Origin of the sequence: Streptomyces ochraceiscleroticus (assembly GCF_000720485.1) — a bacterium.
In the GTDB taxonomy this organism is placed as follows: Bacteria; Actinomycetota; Actinomycetes; order Streptomycetales; family Streptomycetaceae; genus Streptomyces; species Streptomyces ochraceiscleroticus.
Map to the genome: position 1 here is coordinate 14708 of NZ_JOAX01000003.1, position 20027 is coordinate 34734.

Annotated in this window: 16 protein-coding genes; 6 read left to right on the forward strand and 10 right to left on the reverse strand. The window is 71.3% G+C overall.

Annotation, left to right across the window (positions count from 1 at the left end; translation table 11 throughout):
• The first annotated feature begins 2 nt into the window (after positions 1-2).
• From IG84_RS0104345 to IG84_RS0104355, 3 genes are all read left to right on the forward strand, one after another.
• Positions 3-416 carry a roadblock/LC7 domain-containing protein gene (locus IG84_RS0104345; RefSeq protein WP_030257992.1) on the forward strand — a complete coding sequence of 138 codons (414 nt, stop codon included), beginning with the start codon at positions 3-5 and terminating at the stop codon, positions 414-416.
• An 84-nt stretch (positions 417-500) separates the two neighbouring features.
• Positions 501-1112 (forward strand): DUF742 domain-containing protein, encoded by a 612-nt coding sequence (locus IG84_RS0104350; protein ID WP_031051538.1) that lies wholly within the window; start codon positions 501-503, stop codon positions 1110-1112.
• The gene (locus IG84_RS0104355) at positions 1093-1671 is read left to right on the forward strand and encodes a GTP-binding protein (RefSeq protein ID WP_073447656.1); all 579 of its coding nucleotides are present in this window, start codon (positions 1093-1095) and stop codon (positions 1669-1671) included. Before IG84_RS0104350 ends, IG84_RS0104355 begins: the two co-directional genes overlap by 20 nt.
• 145 nt (positions 1672-1816) lie before the next feature.
• On the opposite strand, the gene IG84_RS0104360 is transcribed toward IG84_RS0104355, so the two are convergent.
• Entirely contained in the window at positions 1817-3583 is a 1767-nt protein-coding gene (locus IG84_RS0104360) for a dihydroxyacetone kinase family protein (protein ID WP_031051539.1), read from the reverse strand.
• 200 nt (positions 3584-3783) lie between these two features.
• On the opposite strand from IG84_RS0104360, the gene IG84_RS0104365 reads away from it, so the two are divergent.
• A complete protein-coding gene (locus IG84_RS0104365) occupies positions 3784-5082 on the forward strand; it encodes an MFS transporter (protein WP_051861383.1) in 1299 nt (432 codons plus the stop codon).
• Between the two features lie 57 nt (positions 5083-5139).
• On the opposite strand, the gene IG84_RS0104370 is transcribed toward IG84_RS0104365, so the two are convergent.
• From IG84_RS0104370 to IG84_RS0104380, 3 genes are all read right to left on the reverse strand, one after another.
• Complete coding sequence (locus IG84_RS0104370; RefSeq protein ID WP_223732411.1) at positions 5140-5367, reverse strand: acyl-CoA carboxylase epsilon subunit; 228 nt, start codon at positions 5365-5367, stop codon at positions 5140-5142.
• A gap of 37 nt (positions 5368-5404) precedes the next feature.
• Positions 5405-6988 (reverse strand): acyl-CoA carboxylase subunit beta, encoded by a 1584-nt coding sequence (locus IG84_RS0104375; RefSeq protein ID WP_031051544.1) that lies wholly within the window; start codon positions 6986-6988, stop codon positions 5405-5407.
• A 243-nt stretch (positions 6989-7231) separates the two neighbouring features.
• Positions 7232-9625, reverse strand: a complete 2394-nt coding sequence (locus tag IG84_RS0104380) for a polysaccharide lyase 8 family protein (protein WP_031051546.1) — start codon at positions 9623-9625, stop codon at positions 7232-7234.
• 215 nt (positions 9626-9840) lie between these two features.
• Between IG84_RS0104380 and IG84_RS0104385 the strand changes: the two genes are divergently transcribed.
• Positions 9841-10458, forward strand: coding sequence for a YceI family protein (locus IG84_RS0104385; protein WP_031051547.1), 618 nt, complete (start codon positions 9841-9843; stop codon positions 10456-10458).
• Between the two features lie 287 nt (positions 10459-10745).
• Here IG84_RS0104385 and cimA read toward each other — a convergent pair whose 3' ends face one another.
• The 6 genes from cimA to ureA all read right to left on the reverse strand — a co-directional run bounded on the left by cimA (position 10746) and on the right by ureA (position 18374).
• Complete coding sequence (gene cimA, locus IG84_RS0104390; RefSeq protein WP_031051549.1) at positions 10746-12356, reverse strand: citramalate synthase; 1611 nt, start codon at positions 12354-12356, stop codon at positions 10746-10748.
• Positions 12357-12674: 318 nt separating this feature from the next.
• Positions 12675-13982, reverse strand: a complete 1308-nt coding sequence (locus IG84_RS0104395) for an MFS transporter (RefSeq protein ID WP_031051552.1) — start codon at positions 13980-13982, stop codon at positions 12675-12677.
• A gap of 74 nt (positions 13983-14056) precedes the next feature.
• Entirely contained in the window at positions 14057-14686 is a 630-nt protein-coding gene (locus IG84_RS0104400) for a TetR/AcrR family transcriptional regulator (protein ID WP_031051554.1), read from the reverse strand.
• A 35-nt stretch (positions 14687-14721) separates the two neighbouring features.
• Positions 14722-15786 (reverse strand): agmatine deiminase family protein, encoded by a 1065-nt coding sequence (locus IG84_RS0104405; protein ID WP_031051556.1) that lies wholly within the window; start codon positions 15784-15786, stop codon positions 14722-14724.
• A 189-nt stretch (positions 15787-15975) separates the two neighbouring features.
• Positions 15976-17679, reverse strand: a complete 1704-nt coding sequence (locus IG84_RS0104410) for an urease subunit alpha (protein ID WP_031051558.1) — start codon at positions 17677-17679, stop codon at positions 15976-15978.
• Positions 17676-18374, reverse strand: coding sequence for an urease subunit gamma (ureA, locus tag IG84_RS0104415; RefSeq protein ID WP_031051560.1), 699 nt, complete (start codon positions 18372-18374; stop codon positions 17676-17678). The genes IG84_RS0104410 and ureA overlap by 4 nt, the downstream gene beginning before the upstream one ends.
• A 177-nt stretch (positions 18375-18551) precedes the next feature.
• Here ureA and IG84_RS0104420 point away from each other — a divergent pair, with 177 nt between their 5' ends.
• Entirely contained in the window at positions 18552-19982 is a 1431-nt protein-coding gene (locus IG84_RS0104420; RefSeq protein ID WP_037799290.1) for a cytosine permease, read from the forward strand.
• The last annotated feature ends 45 nt before the right edge of the window (positions 19983-20027 follow it).

Here is a 20027-nt window from a genome sequence, read left to right on the forward strand (position 1 = left end):
CGATGAGCCAGGCGGCGCAGAACCTGAACTGGTTGATCACCAACTTCGTGGACAACACCCCCGGTGTGTCCCACACGGTCGTGGTCTCCGCAGACGGTCTCCTCCTCGCCATGTCCGAGGGGTTTCCTCGGGACAGAGCCGATCAGTTGGCGGCGGTGGCCTCCGGGCTCACCTCGCTGACCTCGGGTGCCTCCCGCATTTTCGAAGGCGGGAGCGTCAACCAGACCGTGGTGGAGATGGAGCGCGGGTTCCTCTTCATCATGTCCGTCTCGGACGGATCGTCGCTGGCCGTACTGGCGCACCCCGAGTGCGACATCGGCCTCGTCGGTTACGAGATGGCTCTGCTGGTCGACCGCGCGGGCAGCGTTCTCACGCCCGACCTGCGCGCCGAACTGCAGGGCAGCCTTCTCAACTGACAGACAGGCAGTGCGTTTCTCGCCACCGCACCATAGGGTGCGGTGGCGCGACCGGCGTCGGATTGGCAAGTTGGAGGAGGAAACGTGGCAACGCCCCCTAGCGGATACCCGTACGATTCCGGGCATCTGCCCGAGTCGCAGGGCGAAACCCAGTACAACCGCTTCAACTTCCCGTCCGCGCCGAGTCGTCGGCAGCAGCGGCCCGCGCCGCAGCACCAGCCCTACGACACGACGTACGGCAGCCCCTCCCCGTCTCCTTACGGCTACGGCGACGAGGGGCCCCGGGTTCCGCGGATAGAACCGGTGCAGCCGCCGCAGCGGCGCGCCGAGCCGTCGGCACCGACCGGTGGCGCGCAGAACCCGCTGGTCCGCCCGTACGCCATGACCGGGGGCCGCACCCGGCCGCGCTACCAGCTTGCCATCGAGGCACTGGTGCACACCACGGCCGGTCAGTCCCAGCTGCAGGGCCAGCTGCCGGAGCATCAGCGCATCTGCCATCTGTGCCGCGAGATCAAGTCGGTCGCCGAGATCTCCGCGCTCCTCTCCATCCCCCTCGGCGTCGCCCGGATCCTCGTCGCCGACCTGGCGGAGGCCGGACTCGTCGCCATCCATCAGCCCGGCGGTGACGAGTCCGCCGGCGGACAGCCAGATGTGACACTGCTCGAAAGGGTGCTCAGTGGACTTCGCAAGCTCTAGCGGTGCAGCCCGCTCCACCACCTCCGCGAAGATCGTGGTGGCGGGCGGCTTCGGCGTGGGCAAGACGACCTTCGTCGGGGCCGTCTCCGAGATCAATCCGCTGCGTACCGAAGCCGTGATGACCTCCGCCTCGGCGGGCATCGACGACCTGACGCACGCGCCGGACAAGACCACCACGACGGTGGCGATGGACTTCGGCCGTATCACGCTGGACCAGGACCTGATCCTGTACCTCTTCGGTACGCCCGGTCAGGACCGGTTCTGGTTCATGTGGGACGACCTGGTCCGCGGCGCGATCGGCGCCGTGGTGCTCGTGGACACCCGCCGCCTCGCGGACTGTTTCCCGGCGGTGGACTACTTCGAGAACAGCGGTCTGCCGTTCGTCATCGCCCTCAACGGCTTCGACGGACACCAGCCGTACACGCCGGACGAGGTCCGTGAGGCCCTCCAGATCGGCCCGGACGCCCCGATCATCACGACGGACGCACGGCACCGCAGCGAGGCCAAGAGCGCGCTCATCACGCTCGTGGAGCACGCGCTCATGGCGCGGCTGCGCTAACGCCTGACGGCGCGGTCGCACGACTCGCCCGTACGCGAAGGGCCCGGCACACCAAGGTGTGCCGGGCCCTTCGCGCTTGGCGCCCCGCCAGGGGCGTCCAGGGGCGCGGGGAACTGCGCGACCGGCCACGACGGCGCGGCAGCCGTCAGCGCAGCGTGCCGCCCACGGCGGTGACGATCAGCGCTAGCGAAGTCGCACCCGCGTCAGCGTGCCCGTACCCCATCGCGCCCATCCGCGCGGCCCGCCCCCGCGCGGGGGTCAGCTCGGCCGTCGCGGCCGCCGCCTTCGTGGCCACCTCGGCCGCCGCATGCCAGGCGGTCACCAGGTCCTCGCCCGTACGGGCGCAGAGCTCGGCCCGGAACGGGTCCACCGCGTCCAGCATGGTCTTCTCGCCGACCTGCGCGCCGCCCAGCTCGGCGACCGCGCGCTGCGCCGCGGCCACCGCCTCCACGAGCAGCGCCGTGGTGCAGCCGGCGCCTTCCGGGGCCCGCACGAGAACGGCGCCGGTCTCGGCCAGCAGCGCCCCGTACAGCGCGCCCGACGCGCCCCCGGACGCGTCGGCGAGGGCCAGCCCCGCGGACAGCAGCGCGGTGCCCGCGGAGCGCGGGTCCCCGGCCGGCCCCGGCTCCGCCGCGCGCGCCGCGGCCACCGCGGCCCGCAGGCCGCGGACGATCCCGATGCCGTGGTCCCCGTCGCCCGCGACCGCGTCCAGCCGCCCCAGCTCGTCCTCGTTCGCCGCGACCAGGTCGAGCGCGGCCTGCAGGGCGGCGGTGGCCGGCAGATCGGCCGCGGACGGCCCGGGCTGCGGCCGCGCCTGCTCAGCGGCGGCCGCCGGGGCCTCCCGTACATCGTCGGCATCCCTGCGGGACCCCGGCAGGCTGCGGAAGGCCGGGGTGTCGCAGGGCGCGTCGTACAACTGCGCCAGCTCCTCGTCGAGGACCATCACCGACAGCGAGACGCCCGCCATGTCGAAGGAGGTGACGAACTCGCCGACCTCCGGGCGGAACGGCGTCAGCCCGGCCTCCTTCAGGCGCCTGTTGACCTGCCGGAAGACGACGAACATCTCCTCGTACTTGGTCCGGCCCAGGCCGTTGAGCAGCACCGCGACCCGGCCGCTGCCGTCGGCGGGCGGCTCGGGCAGTTCGGGGAGAAGGTTGTCGACCAGCTCGTCGGCGAGTTCGGCCGCGGTGAGACTGCGGGTGGTGCGCAGGCCGGGCTCGCCGTGGATGCCCATGCCCAGCTCCGTGGTGCCCTTGTTCACGGTGAACAGCGGTTCGGTCGCGCCGGGCAGGGTGCAGCCGGAGAAGGCCGCGCCGAAGGTGCGCGTCATGGCGTTGGCGCGGGCGGCCACCCGGGTCACGCCCTCCAGGTCGTCGCCGCGCTCGGCCGCCGCGCCCGCCACCTTGAAGACGAAGAAGTCGCCGGCCACCCCGCGCCGGTCGCGCGAGGGGTCGATCTCCTGGCCCTCGACCGGCGGCGGGCCGCTGGCCACGTCGTCGGTCACCAGGACGGTGCGTACGGGCACGCCCTCGGCGGCGAGCCGGCGCGCGGCCAGGCCGAAGTGCATCACGTCGCCGGCGTAGTTCCCGTAGGACATCAGCACGCCGGCGCCGCCGTCCGCGGCCTTGGCGGTGCGGTAGATCTGCTCGGCGCTGGGGCTCGCGAAGACGTCGCCGACCGCGGCGGCGTCCGCGAGCCCGGGCCCGACCAGTCCGGCGAAGGCCGGGTAGTGGCCGGAGCCGCCGCCGATGACGACCGCGACCTTCCCGGGCCGCGGGGCGTGGCGGCCGACGACGCCATACGTGTCGGGGACCCGCCGGAGCGTGCGCGCGTACGCGTCGGCCAGTCCTTCCAGCCAGTCCTCGCGGAAGGTCGCGGCGTTGTGTCCGAGGCCGTCGGGCGTCGTGGTCATCAGGGCACACTCCTTTGTTCCGTCCCTGTTGGATTTAACACCCGCATCACAGATCCGTCACCCCTCAGCGCGTAAATCACGCTCGGTGCTGTGAGAATCACGGCCCAGAAAACCCTGAATCACATCTTGCATGTGAAGTTCACAGGATTCATGCTGCTGATGTCCCACCCTCACCACCCTCGCTCCCACGGAGGCGTGACATGGCTCCCCCCTCGGCGCTCTCACTGCCCGACCGCCTCGGCATTCCCAAGCCGCTGGTCTTCGGCTACCTCGGCGTCCTGCTCTTCATGGTCGGCGACGGTGTCGAGTCGGGCTTCATCGCGCCGTACATGGCGGACCACGGCGCCGGTACCGAGGTGCACGCCTCGTACGTCATCACCGCCTACGGTGTCACGGTCATGCTCGCCTCCTGGCTCTCCGGCGCGCTCTCGGACCTGTGGGGCCCGCGCCGGGTGATGCAGCTCGGACTGGCGATCTGGATCGTCTTCGACGTCCTCTTCCTGGTCTTCGCGCTCGGTCCCGAGAACTATCCGCTGATGCTGGTCTTCTACGGCCTGCGCGGCTTCGGCTACCCGCTCTTCGCCTTCGGATTCCTGGTCTGGATCACCGCGACGGCGCCCGTGGCCCGGATGGGCACGGCGGTGGGGTGGTTCTACGTGGCCTTCACCGGCGGCCTGCCCACCCTCGGCTCGCTGGTCGCCGGGGCCACCAACCCGCTCTTCGGGCAGTTCGGCACGCTCTGGGTGGCGCTGGGCATCATCGCGGTCGGCGGCGCGTTCTGCATGCTCGGCGTCCGGGAGCGGACCGGCTTCGCGCGGCTCGCGCCGCCCGAGGTCAGGCCCGTCCAGTCGCTCCTCGCCAGCCTCTCCATCGCCTGGACCCACCCCAAGGTCGCGGTCGGCTGCGTGGTCCGCATCATCAACACCGCGCCCGAGTTCGGCTTCCTGGTCTTCCTGCCCACCTTCTTCGCGAAGGAGCTGGGCTTCGGAGAGGGCCGCTGGCTGACCCTGCTGGCCGTCATCTACGGCACGAACGTCTTCTGCAACCTGCTCTTCGGCTGGCTCGGCGACAAGATCGGCTGGCGGAAGACCATCGCCGGCTTCGGCGGCATCGGCTGCGCGATCACCACGCTGACGCTGTACTTCGTACCGCAGGCCGTCGGCTCCCACTACTGGGTCGCGATCGTCTGCGGCATGCTCTACGGCGTGACGCTGGCCGGCTTCGTCTCCATCTCGGCCCTGATCCCCGCCCTCGCGCCCGACAAGAAGGGCGGCGCGATGGCCCTGCTGAACCTCGGCGCGGGCGGCGCGGCCTTCGTCGGCCCCGCCATCGTCAGCGTCTTCCTCGGCCCGCTCGGTCCGGGCGGCGTGGTCATCATCTTCGCCGCGCTGTACGTGGTGTCCGCGCTGCTGACCCTGTACCTGAAGCTGCCCGGGCAGCAGGGCGGGGCCACTCCCCCGGCGGCCACCACGACCGAACCGGCCGCGGTACGGGCCTGACCCCTACGCGAAAGGGCCCCGCACACCGAGGTGTGCGGGGCCCTTCGTCATCACGTATTACCCCTGCCAGGAGCGCGCGCCGCGGAAGCCGCGCTGGCGCTCCAGCCGGCGCCAGCGCGCGGCCGTGGCGTGCGGCTGCGCCGGGAGCGCGGCCGGCTGGTGGGCGGCGCGGGCGAGCAGCACCGCGGTCAGCGCGGCGAGCTCCTCCTCGCTGGCCTCGCCCTTCTCGACGCGGACCAGGGAACGGTCGGAGGTATCGGCAGGATTCACTTTCGTCGTCTCCAAGGTCGCAGGGTGACTGCGGTACAGAGCGGTGGCGGAATTACTGCGGCGGGTTGCCGTGCTTGCGGGCCGGCAGGTCGGCGTGCTTGGACCGGAGCATGGCCAGCGAGCGGATCAGCACCTCGCGGGTCTCGGCCGGGTCGATCACGTCGTCGACCAGGCCGCGCTCGGCCGCGTAGTACGGGTGCATCAGCTCGGACTTGTACTCCTTGACCATCCGGGCCCGCATGGTCTCCGGGTCGTCCGCCTCGGCGATCTGCTTGCGGAAGATCACGTTGGCCGCGCCCTCGGCGCCCATCACCGCGATCTCGTTGGTCGGCCAGGCATAGGTGAGGTCGGCGCCGATGGACTGGGAGTCCATGACGATGTAGGCACCGCCGTACGCCTTGCGCAGCACGACCGAGATCCGCGGCACGGTGGCGTTGCAGTACGCGTACAGCAGCTTCGCGCCGTGCCGGATGATGCCGCCGTGCTCCTGGTCGACGCCCGGCAGGAAGCCGGGGACGTCCAGCAGCGTGAGGATCGGGATATTGAAAGCATCGCACATCTGGACGAAACGGGCAGCCTTTTCCGACGCCTCGATGTCCAGCACGCCCGCCAGCGACTGCGGCTGGTTGGCGACGATGCCGACGACCTCGCCGTCCATGCGGGACAGCGCGCAGATGATGTTGGTCGCCCAGCGCTCGTGGACCTCCAGGAACTCGCCGTCGTCGACGAGCTCCTCGATGACCTTGCGCATGTCGTACGGGCGGTTGCCGTCGGCCGGCACCAGGTCCAGCAGCGCGTCGCCGACGCGCTCCGCCGGGTCGTCGCAGGGGACGGACGGCGGGTTCTCGCGGTTGTTGGACGGCAGCAGGGCGAGGAGGTAGCGGACCTCCTCCAGGCAGGTGGCCTCGTCGTCGTACGCGAAGTGGCAGACGCCCGAGGTCTCGGCGTGCACGTCCGCGCCGCCCAGCCCGTTCTGGGTGATCTCCTCGCCGGTCACCGCGCGGACCACGTCCGGACCGGTGATGAACATCTGCGAGGTCTCCCGCACCATGAACACGAAGTCCGTGAGGGCGGGGCTGTAGGCCGCGCCGCCGGCGCACGGGCCGAGCATCACCGAGATCTGCGGGATGACACCCGACGCCTTGGTGTTGCGCTGGAAGATGCCGCCGTACCCGGCGAGCGCCGAGACGCCCTCCTGGATACGGGCACCGGCACCGTCGTTCAGCGACACCAGCGGCGCACCGGCCTGGATCGCCATGTCCATGATCTTGTGGATCTTGGTGGCGTGGGCCTCGCCCAGCGCGCCGCCGAAGATCCGGAAGTCGTGCGCGTACACGAACACGGTACGGCCGTGCACGGTGCCCCAGCCGGTGATCACACCATCGGTGTAGGGCTTCTTGTTCTCCAGCCCGAAGCCGGTCGCCCGGTGCCGGCGCAGCGGCTCCACCTCGTTGAAGGACCCCTCGTCCAGCAGGAGGTCGATTCGCTCGCGGGCGGTGAGCTTGCCCTTGGCACGCTGGGCCTCGGTGGCGCGCTCACTCGGGCCTCGCCGGGCCTGCTCACGGATCGCGTGCAGCTCGGCGACGCGCCCGCGGGCGTCGTTCGCCTCGGCGGGCGCATCTTCGACAGTGGTCATGCATCGACGGTACGCGGACACCTGCTCATGAACCGATGTCGGTTTCTCACAACGTCGAGCACGATTTCGTGGGTAGGCAGGACAGAACCACGCTGTACGGGGGATGCGAAGGCGCCATCAACGCGCGGCAGCGATTTCCGGTCGCTGTGGAGGACTCACAAAAGACACCGGTGTGGTCTTGTGGCACTCCGCTGGTTGCCCGCACATCCCGGCCACCGGGCCGCGAAGTGCAGGACGCGCGGGTCAGTGTGTAGTGACCGTACAGGTATGCGTGGCGCAGGCCGTCCCCGGGCTGATCCGCAGCCGCAGCCGGCGGCCCGTTTCCAGGACCGTGACGCCGGGCCCGGCGCTCACCGCCTCGCGTACCGGGCGGTCCCAGACGATCTCCAGCGGCCGCCCCGTGCGCGGCGGCTCCGCCACGCACAGCGTCGCCGTCCGGCCGCGCCGGCGCACCAGGACGGACGACGGCGCCGAGGCGGTCAGCGGCCCCGCCGTCCCGGCCGTCCAGAAGTTCGCCGCGGCCACCCCGAGCGCGAGCACCTCGACCGCCTGCACCGCGCCCGTATTGGCGGTGATCCGCAGCCAGTGCCGGTCGGCGGCGCGCGCCGCGAGGGTGCGCGGCCCGGCCCCCGGCATCAGCAGATAGGCGTACGAGGCGTTCGCCGGGTCCGTGCCGTGGTCCCGCCAGAGCGTGAGGTAGCGGCGGGTGACACGGTCCGGCGAGGAGCCCGTATTGATGTCCCGCCAGGCGCCCGTGCGCGCCTCGCGCAGCGCCCGGAGCGGCATGCCGCCGGGGAAGACATATCCGCCGTGCCCCTGGAGGTGCGCCCAGCGGGCCCGCGGGAAGGCGCCGGTCCAGCCGGTCGTCACGGGCTGGACGACGCCGTCGACGGTGAGCGCCGCGGTCCCCGAGGCACCCAGGTTGCGGTTGTCGACGACGGTCTCGGCGGGCACGCCGTCCCGGCCGGTGATTCCCGCGCCGAGGCAGACGACGGTGTCGGCGAGGCAAAACCAGGACTTCTTGGCGCGCAGCGTCGAGGCGAGCCCGCGCACGTCCTGCCCGACGGCGGCGAACTCGCCGTCCGTGGCACCGCCCACCCATCTCGCGGCGGGCTTGGGCTCGCCCCAGCCGCCGCCCTCGTTGTCGGCGAGCCGCTTGGTGGAGACGGTCGTCCCCGGCAGGCGGTACGGGTCCACCGTCGGCCAGAAGAAGTCGGTGTACTGGCCGCCGCCGAAGTCCGCGCCCCACCAGTAGAGCATTCCGGCGCCAGTGTGCCAGCCGCGCGGATTCTCGCCGTTGCCGTTCTCGTAGTACGCGATCCGCTCCGAGGCCATGGCGATGTTGGCGGCGAAGCCGGGGCGGCGGTGCACCGCCCGGTCCATGGCGGGGAAGAGCTTGTGCGCGACCGGCTCGGGCGCCGCGGTGCCGGGCCCTTCGGCCACGGCGGCCAGCCGGGCGGCGTCCGCGACCGTGAACTGACGGTCGGTCAGCACGTTCAGCGTGGTGTCCCGCTCGATCCAGCCCTTCAGCAGCGCGTGCCAGCGGTCCCGCTCGGCGGCGGAGGCGCCCTGCGCGAGCACGGCGACAGCGGCCAGCAGCGCGTGCCCGTGGAAGTGGTCGCTGCGCATGACGTGCCGGTCGTCGCCGACCAGGTAACCGCGGCTGATCGCCCGCCCGTTGACGCTGTCCATCATCAGGCCGTTGTGCAGCAGCGGCGCGTAGGCGTTCTCGACGCTGTCGAAGATGATCTGCCGCTTCGGGTCGGTCACCTCCCAACTGCTGCCCCGCAGCAGCGTGAACAGCCGCCCGAGCCCGTCGAGCAGCACGTACCCGTACGTCCCCGAGTACGCGACCCAGGTGTGCTGGATGAACGAGCCGTCGGCGTACAGCCCGTCGCCCTTCGCCACGTACGGGAAGACCGGCGAGAGCGCGTCGCGGGCGAGCGCGAGCTTCTCCGGCGACCGGCCGAGGGCGCCGCGCAGCGCGACGACCCGGCACAGGTCGACGCGGTTGGCGCCGGTGCTGGTGCCCGTGTAGTCGCCGAGCATGGAGTCCGGTACGAAGTGGTCGACCGCGGCGAGGTAGGACGCGCGCTGCGCATCGGTGAGCCGGTCGTCGAGGATCGCGACGGTGTCCAGCAGCAGCCGCGGGCTGCCGATCTGCCATTCCCACCAGTTGCCGTACCGGGTCGTGGAAGGGTTGTAGACCCGCGCGGCCAGATGATCGAGCCCCTTGATCACGTCGTCGGCGAGCGAGGCGTCCCCGGTGAGCCCGGTGCCGTCCTGCGCGTACGCCTGCGCCATGACGTTCAGGCGGCTGTAGCTCTGGGTGATGCCGGCCGGCGGGTCGAAGGGGTGGTCGGGCCAGAGCGAGGCGTCGGCGGGCACCATGGCGGCGCGGAAGCGCCGGGCGAGGTCGCCGGTCTCCTTCAGGCGCGAGGCGTACGGCTCAGCGTCCGGGTCGTATCCCGTACCGAGCTGAAGCTCCAGCCAGCGCTGCCGCAGCGTGGCGAACTCGTCGTCGGCCGTGTCGGCGCGGGCGTCCGGGGCGGGTGAGGCGAGGGCGAACGCGGCGGCCCCCGCGCCGCTCACGGCGAGAAAGCCTCGGCGGGACCAGTGGAGAGTACGGGCACTCAAGGGGCCTCCTGCGCGGACCGGTACGGCGGTGGACTCGGCTTTGCTGTGTGCAGGTGGGGCACTCCGATCATGCCCCATGCCCATGGCTCCCGGGCACCCCTCGGACACAAAGGTTGAATGTTGAACGAGAACGCGCTACGGTCATTCTCGTTGAAGGTTAAACAACCTTCCTCGCCACCCCGAGGTCTCCCCGACCCGTCCCCCGAGGAGGAGCCATGGCTCTGTTCAACCGCAAGCGCACCGCCGAGACCGCTGCCCCCGCCGCCACCGCGACCCTCGTGGCGGACCCGGCGCTGGCCGCCCTGACCGGCGACTACACGATCGACCCCGCGCACAGCAGCATCGGCTTCACCGTGCGGCACGCCATGGTCACCAACGTCCGCGGCTCCTTCGCCGAGCACGAGGGCACGCTGCACCTGGACGGCAGTAACCCGGCCGCCTCGACCGCGAACATCGACGTGAAGATCGACAGCATTGACACCGGCATCGCGGACCGCGACGGCCACCTGAAGAGCGCCGACTTCTTCGACGCGGAGCGGTTCCCGCTGATGACCTTCCGGTCCGTCGGTGTCGAGCAGGTCGGCGCCGAGACGTACCGCGTCACCGGCAACCTCACGATCAAGAACGTCACCAAGCCGCTCGCCATCGACCTGGAGTTCAACGGCGCGGCCACCGACGTCTACGGCGCGCAGCGCGTGGGCTTCGAGGGCAGCGCCGAGATCCTGCGCTCGGAGTGGGGCCTCACCTGGAACGCGGCGCTGGAGACGGGCGGCGTGATGGTCAGCGACAAGGTGAAGCTGACCTTCGACATCTCGGCGGTCAAGGCGGGCTGAGCGGGCTGAGCGGGCGAAGGACGCCTGACGCGACCGGCCTGACCCGACCGTCTCGATGGCAGGGCCCCTCCCTCTCCCCACCACCAGCCACGTGATGTGGAGCCCAGGTGACCGGCCCCTCCCCCACCGCCACCACGCACCCCTCGAAGTTAGCGCCGCCCGCCGACTCACGGGGGCCCTGTGGATAACCGCCGTACACAGCGGTCATCCGTCGTCCGCACACGCCACGGCCCCGCCCGGTTCCCAAGAACCGGGCGGGGCCGTTGTCGTACGCGATCAGTGCGCCGTCAGTCCTCCGGCGTCACGCCCGCGCGCATCAGGCCGTACGCGTATGCGTCGTCCAGTGCCTGCCAGGACGCGGCGATCACGTTCTCCGCGACGCCCACCGTGGACCACTCGCCGCGGCCGTCGCTGGTGGAGACCAGGACCCGGGTGATCGATCCCGTGCCGAGCGCGCCCTCCAGGATGCGGACCTTGTAGTCCACCAGCTCCATGTGCCCCAGCTGGGGGTAGATCTGCTCCAGGGCGACACGAAGCGCCCGGTCCAGGGCGTTGACCGGACCGTTGCCCTCCGCCGTGGCCACGATCCGCTCGCCCTTGGCCCACAGCTTCACGGTCGCCTCGTTGGCGTGCGTGCCGTCGGGGCGGTCCTCGACGATCGCGCGCCAGGACTCGACGGTGAAGTACCGCTGCGGCTTGCCCTGGACCTCTTCGCGGAGGAGGAGTTCGAAGGAGGCGTCGGCGGCTTCGTACGTGTACCCCGCCAGCTCGCGTTCCTTGACGCGTTCCACGACCCGGCCGACCAGTTCGCGGTCGCCGCCGAGGTCTATGCCCAGCTCCTTGCCCTTGAGCTCGATGGAGGCGCGGCCCGCCATGTCGGAGACCAGCATCCGCATGGTGTTGCCGACCAGCTCGGGATCGATGTGCTGGTACAGGTCCGGATCGACCTTGATCGCGGAGGCGTGCAGGCCCGCCTTGTGCGCGAAGGCGGAGAGGCCGACGTACGGTTGGTGGGTGGAGGGCGTGAGGTTGACGACCTCGGCGATGGCGTGCGAGATCCGGGTGGTCTCGGCGAGCTTGCCCTCGGGGAGGACCTTGCGGCCGTACTTCAGCTCCAGCGCGGCGACCACCGGGAAGAGGTTGGAGTTGCCGACCCGCTCGCCGTAGCCGTTGGCGGTGCACTGGACGTGCGTGGCGCCCGCGTCGACCGCCGCCAGGGTGTTGGCGACCGCGCAGCCGGTGTCGTCCTGGGCGTGAATGCCGAGCCGCGCGCCGGTGTCCGCCAGTACGGTCCGTACCACCGCGGTGACCTGCGCGGGGAGCATGCCGCCGTTGGTGTCGCAGAGGACCACGACGTCCGCGCCGGCCTCGCTCGCGGTGCGGACGACCTGCTTGGCGTAGTCGGCGTCCAGCGCGTAGCCGTCGAAGAAGTGCTCGCAGTCCAGGAAGACCCGGCGGCCCTGCTCGCGGAGGTAGGCGACGGTGTCGCGGATCATCGCGAGGTTCTCGTCGAGGGTGGTGCGCAGCGCCAGCTCCACGTGGCGGACGTGGGACTTGGCGACCAGCGTGATCACCGGGGCCTTGGAGTCCAGCAGCGCCGCGACCTGTGCGTCGTCCTCCACCCGCACGCCCGCCTTGCGGGTGGCGCCGAAGGCCACGAGCTGCGCGTGCCGGAAGGGCACCTCTTCCTGTACCCGCTGGAAGAACTCGGTGTCCCGGGGGTTGGCGCCGGGCCAGCCGCCTTCGATGAAGCCCACGCCGAAGTCGTCCAGGTGGCGCGCGATCGTCAGCTTGTCCGCCACGGTGAGGTTGATGCCCTCGCGCTGCGCTCCGTCGCGCAGCGTCGTGTCGAACACATGGAAATCGTCGGACAGTGAGGCGTCGGAGGTGTCCGTCATGCTGATCTGGCTCCTGTCGGGATCTTCGGTCTACCGGAATGACCGGTGCCACCGTCCCCCTATGATCCCTCGCGCTCCGTTCCCGGTGGCGGGTGGGCCGGGAAACGAAAAAACCTCTCGCGGGTGCGAGAGGTCTGCGCGCGGGTCTGGGACGACGGTGCCGCGCCGTACTCGGTGTCGTACGGGGCGGTCACTGCGGACCGGCGCGCCTGCTGCCAATAATCATGGCGAACGAGAGCATGGGGGCAGTCTTGCACGATTCGTTCCCGCTGGGAGGGCCGTCTCAGAATGCGAACGGCCCGCCCAGCGGGCTGGTCCTCAGACGCCGGAGGGGCTGGAAACCGTCTGTTCCTTGGACACCCGGTGCAGGTCGATGGTCCGGGTCTCGCGCATCGTCACGTAGACGACGAGGGAGACGGCGGCGCAGCCGGCGACGTACCAGTAGTAGCCGGACTCGATGCCGCCGTTCTTGAACCACAGGGCGACGTACTCGGCGGTGCCGCCGAAGAGGGCGTTGGCGATGGCGTACGGGAGGGCGACGCCGAGTGCCCGGATGCCGGTGGGGAACAGTTCGGCCTTCACGCAGGCGTTGATCGAGGTGTAGCCGGTGACGACGACGAGGGCGAGCAGGGCGAGGCCGAGTGCGGGCCAGAAGGAGCCGGCGTGCCGCAGCAGCGTCATGATCGGCACGGTGAGGAAGGTCGAGCCGATCGCGAAGGTGATCAGCAGCGGGCGGCGGCCGATCCGGTCGGACAGCCGGCCGGCGAGCGGCTGGATGCACATGAAGATGAAGAGGGCGCAGAAGCTGACCAGGGAGGCGGTCGGCTTGTCCAGGCCGGCGCTGCCCGAGAGGTACTTGGTGAGGTAGGTGGTGTACGTGTAGTACGCCACGGTGCCGCCCATGGTGAGCGCGATGACGAGGAACGCTTCGCGCTTGTGTGCCCAGAGCGCCTTGAGGGTGCCGCGCTCGGGGTCGGCGTTGGCGCTGTCGTCCTCGGCGTAGACCTCGGTCTCCAGCATATTGCGGCGGAGGTAGAAGACGATGCCGGCGCCGAGTGCGCCGATGATGAAGGGGATGCGCCAGGCCCAGCTGTGCAGTGCGTCCTCGGACATGGTGCGCTGCAGGATGATCTGCAGGCCGAGGCCGAGGAGCTGGCCGGCGGTCATCGAGACGTACTGGAAGCTGGAGGCGAAGCCGCGGCGGCCGGGTGCGGATGCCTCGGTGAGGTAGGTGGCGCTGGCGGCGTATTCGCCGCCGACGGAGAGGCCCTGCAGCATGCGGGCGACGAGGAGGACGGCGACGCCGCCATAGCCGGCGACCGCGTAGGTCGGGGCGATGGCGATGAGGACGGCGGAGGCGGACATCAGGGTGACGGTGAGCGTCAGGGCGGCCTTGCGGCCCTTGCGGTCGCCGACCCGGCCGAGCAGCCAGCCGCCGACGGGCCGCATGAAGAAGCCGACCGCGAAAACCCCCATGGTGTTCATGAGGTTGGCGGTCTCATTGCCCTTGGGGAAGAAGGAGTCCGCGAAGTAGACGGCGAAGCTCGCGTAGACGAACCAGTCGAACCATTCGACCATGTTGCCGGCCGAGCCGACCCAGATCTTCTTCCATTGCTCTCGTCCCATAGCCGAGAACGGTGCCGGACCAGCGACTTCGCTGCAAGGGTGCACCAGGCAACGATCAGGCGACGTTCTGTACGTTACGTACCCGCTGCGGCATCGGCCGGGGTCAGCGCCTCGTCCAGGAAGTCGCGTACGTGGCCGAGGACGTCCTCCCTGGACAGGCCGGGGAGGCCGACGACGAGGTGGGTGCCGAAGCCGTCGAGCAGGGCGCGGGTGCGGGTGGCGAAGCGTTCGGCGTCGACGGGGCGCAGTTCGCCCTTGGAGGCGCCTTCGACCAGCAGGGCGACCAGGTCGCGGTGCCAGGCGAGTTCCAGGTCGAGCTGGCGTTCGCGGGTGGGGTCGTCGGCGTTCTGGGAGCGGTTCCAGACCTCCAGCCACAGGGTCCAGCGCGGGTCGCGGTGGCCTTCGGGGAGGTAGAGGTCGACCAGGGCGTCGATGCGGGTGCGGGCCGGGACGCGGCGGGCCAGCTCGGCGCGGCGTTCCGCGCCGAGCTGTTCCTCGCTCCATTGCAGGGTCTGGAGCAGCAGCTCGTCCTTGGTACCGAAGTAGTAGAGGATGTGGCCGCTGCTCATGCCGACCTCGCGGCCGAGTCCGGCCATGGTGAGCCGGTCCAGGCCCTCCTCCGCGATGGTGGTCATGGCCGCGGCGAGCACCTGCTCGCGGGGCTGGCTGAGACGCCGCCGGGGACGGCGCTCGGGACCGGGCACGGGGACCTCCTGGACCGGCTGATCGGGCCGGCTGATCAGACCTTGGGCTGCTGCTGGGTGATGCAGTGGATGCCGCCACCCGCAGCGAAGATCGTACGGGCGTCGACGAGGGTGACCGTACGGCCGGGGAAGAGCCGGCGGAAGATGCCGGCCGCGTGCTCGTCGCGCGGGTCGTCGAAGCCGCAGAGCACCACGCCGTCGTTGCAGAGGTAGTGGTTGATGTAGGAGTAGTCGACGAATTCGCCGTCCTCCTCGATGACGGTGGGCGCGGGGACCTCGACGACCTCGAGCTGCCGGCCGCGTGCGTCGGTGGCGGCCGTGAGGACCTTGACGATTTCGGCGCAGACCGCGTGGTCGGGGTGGGCGGGGTCGGGCTGGGTGTGGACGACGACGGTACCGGGGCGGGCGAAGGCGGCGACGATGTCGACGTGGCCGCGGGTGCCGAACTGGCCGTAGTCGGCGGTCAGTCCGCGGGGCAGCCAGATGGCCTTGGTGGTGCCGAGGAAGGCGTGGATCTCGGCCTCGACCTCTTCGCGGGTACGCCCTGGGTTGCGGCCGGGGTCGAGCTGGACGGTCTCGGTGAGCAGGACGGTGCCCTCGCCGTCGATGTGGAGGCCGCCGCCCTCGTTGACGAGAGGGGTGGGGTAGCGGCGGGCGCCGGCGAGGCCCGCGACCTCTTCGGCGATCTTCGCGTCGTGCTTCCAGGTCGCCCAGTCCTGGGCGCCCCAGCCGTTGAACACCCAGTCGGTGGCGGCCAGTTGGCCGTTTCCGGTGAGGAAGGTGGGGCCGATGTCGCGCATCCAGGCGTCGTCCAGCTCGCGCTCGACGATGTCGATGTCCGGGCCGAGCAGGCCGCGGGCTGCGGCGGTCTGGCCGGGGCCCGCAACGACGGTGACCGGCTCGAAGCGGCGTATCGCGCGGGCCACCCGTGCCCAGGCGACGCGTGCTTCGGAGAGCGTGCTGCCGCCCTCCTCGCCGAAGGTGAAGTTGGCGCCGGGCCAGGCCATCCAGGTGCGCTCGTGCGGCGCCCACTCGGGGGGCATCGTGTAGCCGTCGGCGGCCGGGGTCGCTCCGGCGGAGGGCAGGGGAAGCGTCGTCATGGGCTGCGTCCTTGCAGGTGGGAAGGGGGCCAGGCCGGCGCTGCCACCTGGTGAGGGGTGGCAGCGCCGGGTCCGCCCGAGGCAGGGACGTGGCCTCGGGCGGGGTGCGGGGGCCGGAGGGACGCGCCCTCCGGCGAGCCGCCGCTGCGGCTCGGAAAACGAACCGCTGCGGCTCGGAGGAAGTGCGGCTCAGAGGAAGTACAGCCGCGACAGCGACACGTACTCGGCGGGGTCGGAGCGCATCGGGGCGCCGTCCAGCGTGACCAGGCCGCTGTCGCCGTCGACCTGCACGCTGCCGACGCGGTCGTTCAGGAGCAGGTCGCGGGGGCCGATGCCGCGGGTGCCGCGGACGGCGACGCGCCGGCGGCGGGTGGGCAGCGAGTCGAAGGCCCGGCCGGGCGAGCCCGCCGCGGCCGCCGCTCCGCTGACGAAGGCGACGGACAGATCGGCGGCGGTGGCGCCGTGCCCGCCGAACAGCGGGCCCATGACGAGCGGTTCGCAGGTGTCGGTGGCGGCGTTGGGGTCACCGGTCACGCCCCACGCGGGGAAGCCGGACTTCAGCACCATCTGCGGCTTGGCGCCGAAGTAGCGCGGCTGCCACAGCGCGATGTCGGCCATCTTGCCGACTTCGAGCGAGCCGATCTCGTGCGAGAGGCCGTGTGCGATGGCGGGGTTGATCGTGAGCTTGGCCATGTAGCGCAGCACGCGCGCGTTGTCGTCGTGCGCGCCGTCGCCCTCCATGGGGCCGAGCTCGGCCTTCATCTTCCCGGCCATGGCGAAGGTACGGCGGACGGTCTCGCCGGCGCGGCCCATGCCCTGTGCGTCGGAGGAGGTGATGCCGATGGCGCCGAGGTCGTGCAGGACGTCTTCGGCGCCCATCGTGCCGGCGCGTATCCGGTCGCGGGCCATGGCCGCGTCGCCGGGCAGGTCGGTCTTGAGGTCGTGGACGGAGACGATCATCCCGTAGTGCTCGGCGACCGCGTCCCGCCCGAAGGGCAGGGTGGGGTTGGTGGAGGAGCCGATGACGTTCTCCACGCCGGCCATCTTCAGGACGTTCGGTACGTGTCCGCCGCCGCAGCCCTCGATGTGGAAGGCGTGGATGGTGCGGCCGTCCAGGACCTTCAGGGTGTCCTCGACGGAGAGGCACTCGTTCAGGCCGTCGCTGTGCAGGGCGACCTGGACGTCGTGCTCCTCGGCGACGCGCAGGGCGGTGTCCAGGGCGCGGGTGTGCGCGCCCATGTCCTCGTGGACCTTGAAGCCGGAGGCGCCGCCCTCGGCGAGTGCCTCGACGAGCGGGGCCGGGTCGGAGGACGAGCCGCGGGCGAGGAAGCCGATGTTGACGGGCCAGGCGTCGAAGGAGTTGAAGGCGTGCCGCAGGGCCCAGGGCGAGTTGACGCCGACGCCCCAGACGGGGCCGAACTCCTGGCCGATGATCGTGGTGACGCCGGAGGTGAGCGATGCCTCCATGATGCGCGGGGACAGCAGGTGGACGTGGGTGTCCACGGCACCGGCGGTGGCGATCATGCCCTCGCCGGACACGATCGACGTCCCCGTACCGACGACGACGTCGACGCCGTCCATGGTGTCGGGGTTGCCGGCCCGTCCGATGCCGCTGATCCGGCCCTCGCGGATGCCGATGGAGACCTTGCGGATGCCCTGGACGGCGTCGATGACCAGCACGTTGCTGATGACGACGTCGCAGGTCTCGCGGACGGCGGCGGCCTTGAGGTGCAGTCCGTCGCGGGCGGTCTTGCCGAAGCCGGCGAGGAACTCGTCGCCGGGCTTCTGGGCGTCGGACTCGACGCGTACGACGAGGCCGGTGTCGCCCAGGACGACCCGGTCGCCGGCGCGCGGGCCGTGTACGGACGCGTACTCCTGCGGATCGATGGTCATGCCCGCTCCTCCTCGCTCTCCGCCCCCAGATAGCCGCAGGCGGCCGCCCGCCGCAGTGCTTCTTCCTTCGCGCCCGGCGCGTCCAGCGGCCCGTCCACCAGGCCGGCGAAGCCGATCGCGATCCGGTCGCCGCCGATCGGCACGAGGCCGACCTCTTCCTCGGCGCCCGGGTCGAAGCGCTGGGAGGAGCCGGCGGGGACGTTCAGCCGCATGCCGTAGGCGGCGGCGCGGTCGAAGTCGAGCCGGGGGTTGGCCTCGAAGAAGTGGAAGTGGGAGGTGACGCTGACCGGGACGGTCGCGGTGTTGCGGACGCGGACGGTCAGCGCGGGCGCCGGGGCCTCGTCGGCCGGGCCCGGCAGTACCGCGCCCGGCGCGGCGTCGCCCTGCGAGCCCCCGCCGATCGGGTCGCTGACCACGGCGAGCCGGGAGCCGTCGTCGAAGACCGCTTCCACGTGTACCTCGGTCACCACGTCGGCGACGCCGGGCAGCACGTCGTCGGGGCCGAGGACCGCGCGGGCCGCCGCGATGGCGTCGGCCAGCCGGCCGCCGTCCCTGGCCACCTCGCAGACCGTGTCCGCGACGAGGGCGGTCGTCTCGGGCACGTTCAGCTTCAGGCCGCGTGCCCTGCGCGCTCTCGCCAGTTCGGCGGCGCCGAACAGCAGCAGCCGGTCGCGCTCGGTCGGGGTCAGCCGCATGCCACCACACCTCCTGATCGATTAGAGCGCCACTCTAACCAAGGAAGTCCGTTGTCCGAAAGGGTTGACCGAGCACAGGGGCATGGGTCACATTGAGCGCCGCTCAATAAAAGCGGAACGCCACACACCGGGGCGGTACCGCCCAGCACTCGTCCGGCCTCTCAGAGGAGCCCTCTCATGCCGATCGAACAACGCGGAGTCGACACGATTCCCGACGAGGAACGCACCAGCCGCCCGCGCGACCTCGTCTCCATCCTGCTCGGCTCGAACCTCGCCCTCGGCGTGGTGATCTTCGGCTGGCTGCCGGTCTCCTTCGGGCTGGGCTTCTGGCCGTCGGTGACCTCCCTCACCGTCGGCACCCTCGTCGGCACGCTCCTGACCGCGCCGCTCGCGCTGGTCTCCCTACGGACCGGCACCAACCTCTCCACCAGCAGCGGAGCCCACTTCGGCGTACGCGGCCGGCTCGTCGGCTCGGTGATCGGCCTGCTGCTCTCGCTCGGGTACACCGCGCTCACCCTCTGGGTCGGCGGCGACGCGGTCGTCGGCACCCTCGCCCGGCTCATCGGCCTCCCCGACGGCGGCGCGAGCTACGCGGCCGTCTACGCGCTGCTCGCGGTCTGCACCGCGGCCGGCGCGGTCTACGGCTACAAGCTGCTGCTCCGCCTCTCCCGCGTCCTCGCGCTCGGCATGACCGCGATCCTCGTCGTCGGGCTGTTCGCGTACGCGCCCGACTTCACCACCGCGGCGCCGGACGGCAGCGCGTACCTCCTCGGCAGCTTCTGGCCCACCTGGCTGCTCGCGGTCGTCTCGGCCGGGCTCAGCGGCCCGATCGCCTTCATCACCCTGCTCGGCGACTACACGCGCTACATCTCCCCGCGCCGCCACAGCTCCCGCAAGGTGTTCTGGGCGACCTGCCTGGGCCTGGTCGCGGGGCTGCTGGTGCCCCAGCTCTTCGGCACCTTCACCGCGCTCGCGGTCGGCGCCGCCGACGACTACGCCGGGCCGCTCGTCGCGGGCGCCCCCTTCTGGTTCCTCGCCCCGCTCTTCCTCGCCGCCTCGGCCGGATCGGTCGGCAACGCGGGCCTGATGCTGTACTCCATGGGCCTGGACCTGGACGCGATCCTGCCGAAGGCCACCCGCACCCAGGCCACCTACGTCGTCGCCGGGATCTCCACGTTCTTCGTCTACCTCGGCCACTTCGCCTGGGACGCACAGGACGCGATGACCTCCTTCGTCCTGCTGCTCACCGCGGTCGGCACACCCTGGGCGGTACTCACCGTCATCGGCTTCGTGCGCTGCCGCGGGGTCTACGACTCCGAGGCGCTGCAGGTCTACAACCGCCGTGCCCGGGGTGGCCGTTACTGGTACACGGCGGGCTGGAACGTGCCCGCGACGGTGACCTGGGCGGCCGGCTCGGTGGTCGGCCTGGCCGCGGTGGACACCCCGCTCTACACCGGCCCGCTCGTCCCGTACACCGGCGGCATCGACCTGTCCTTCCTGCTGTCGGCGCTGGTCACGGCCGCGCTGTACGGGGTGCTGACGCGGCGTCCGGCGACGGTGCCCGCGGCCGTCGTCCCGGTCGAGGAGGCGCCGGCGGAGGTGCCGTAGGACGGGCCACGGACGACAACGGGCCGCCCCGGACGCGAGTACGTA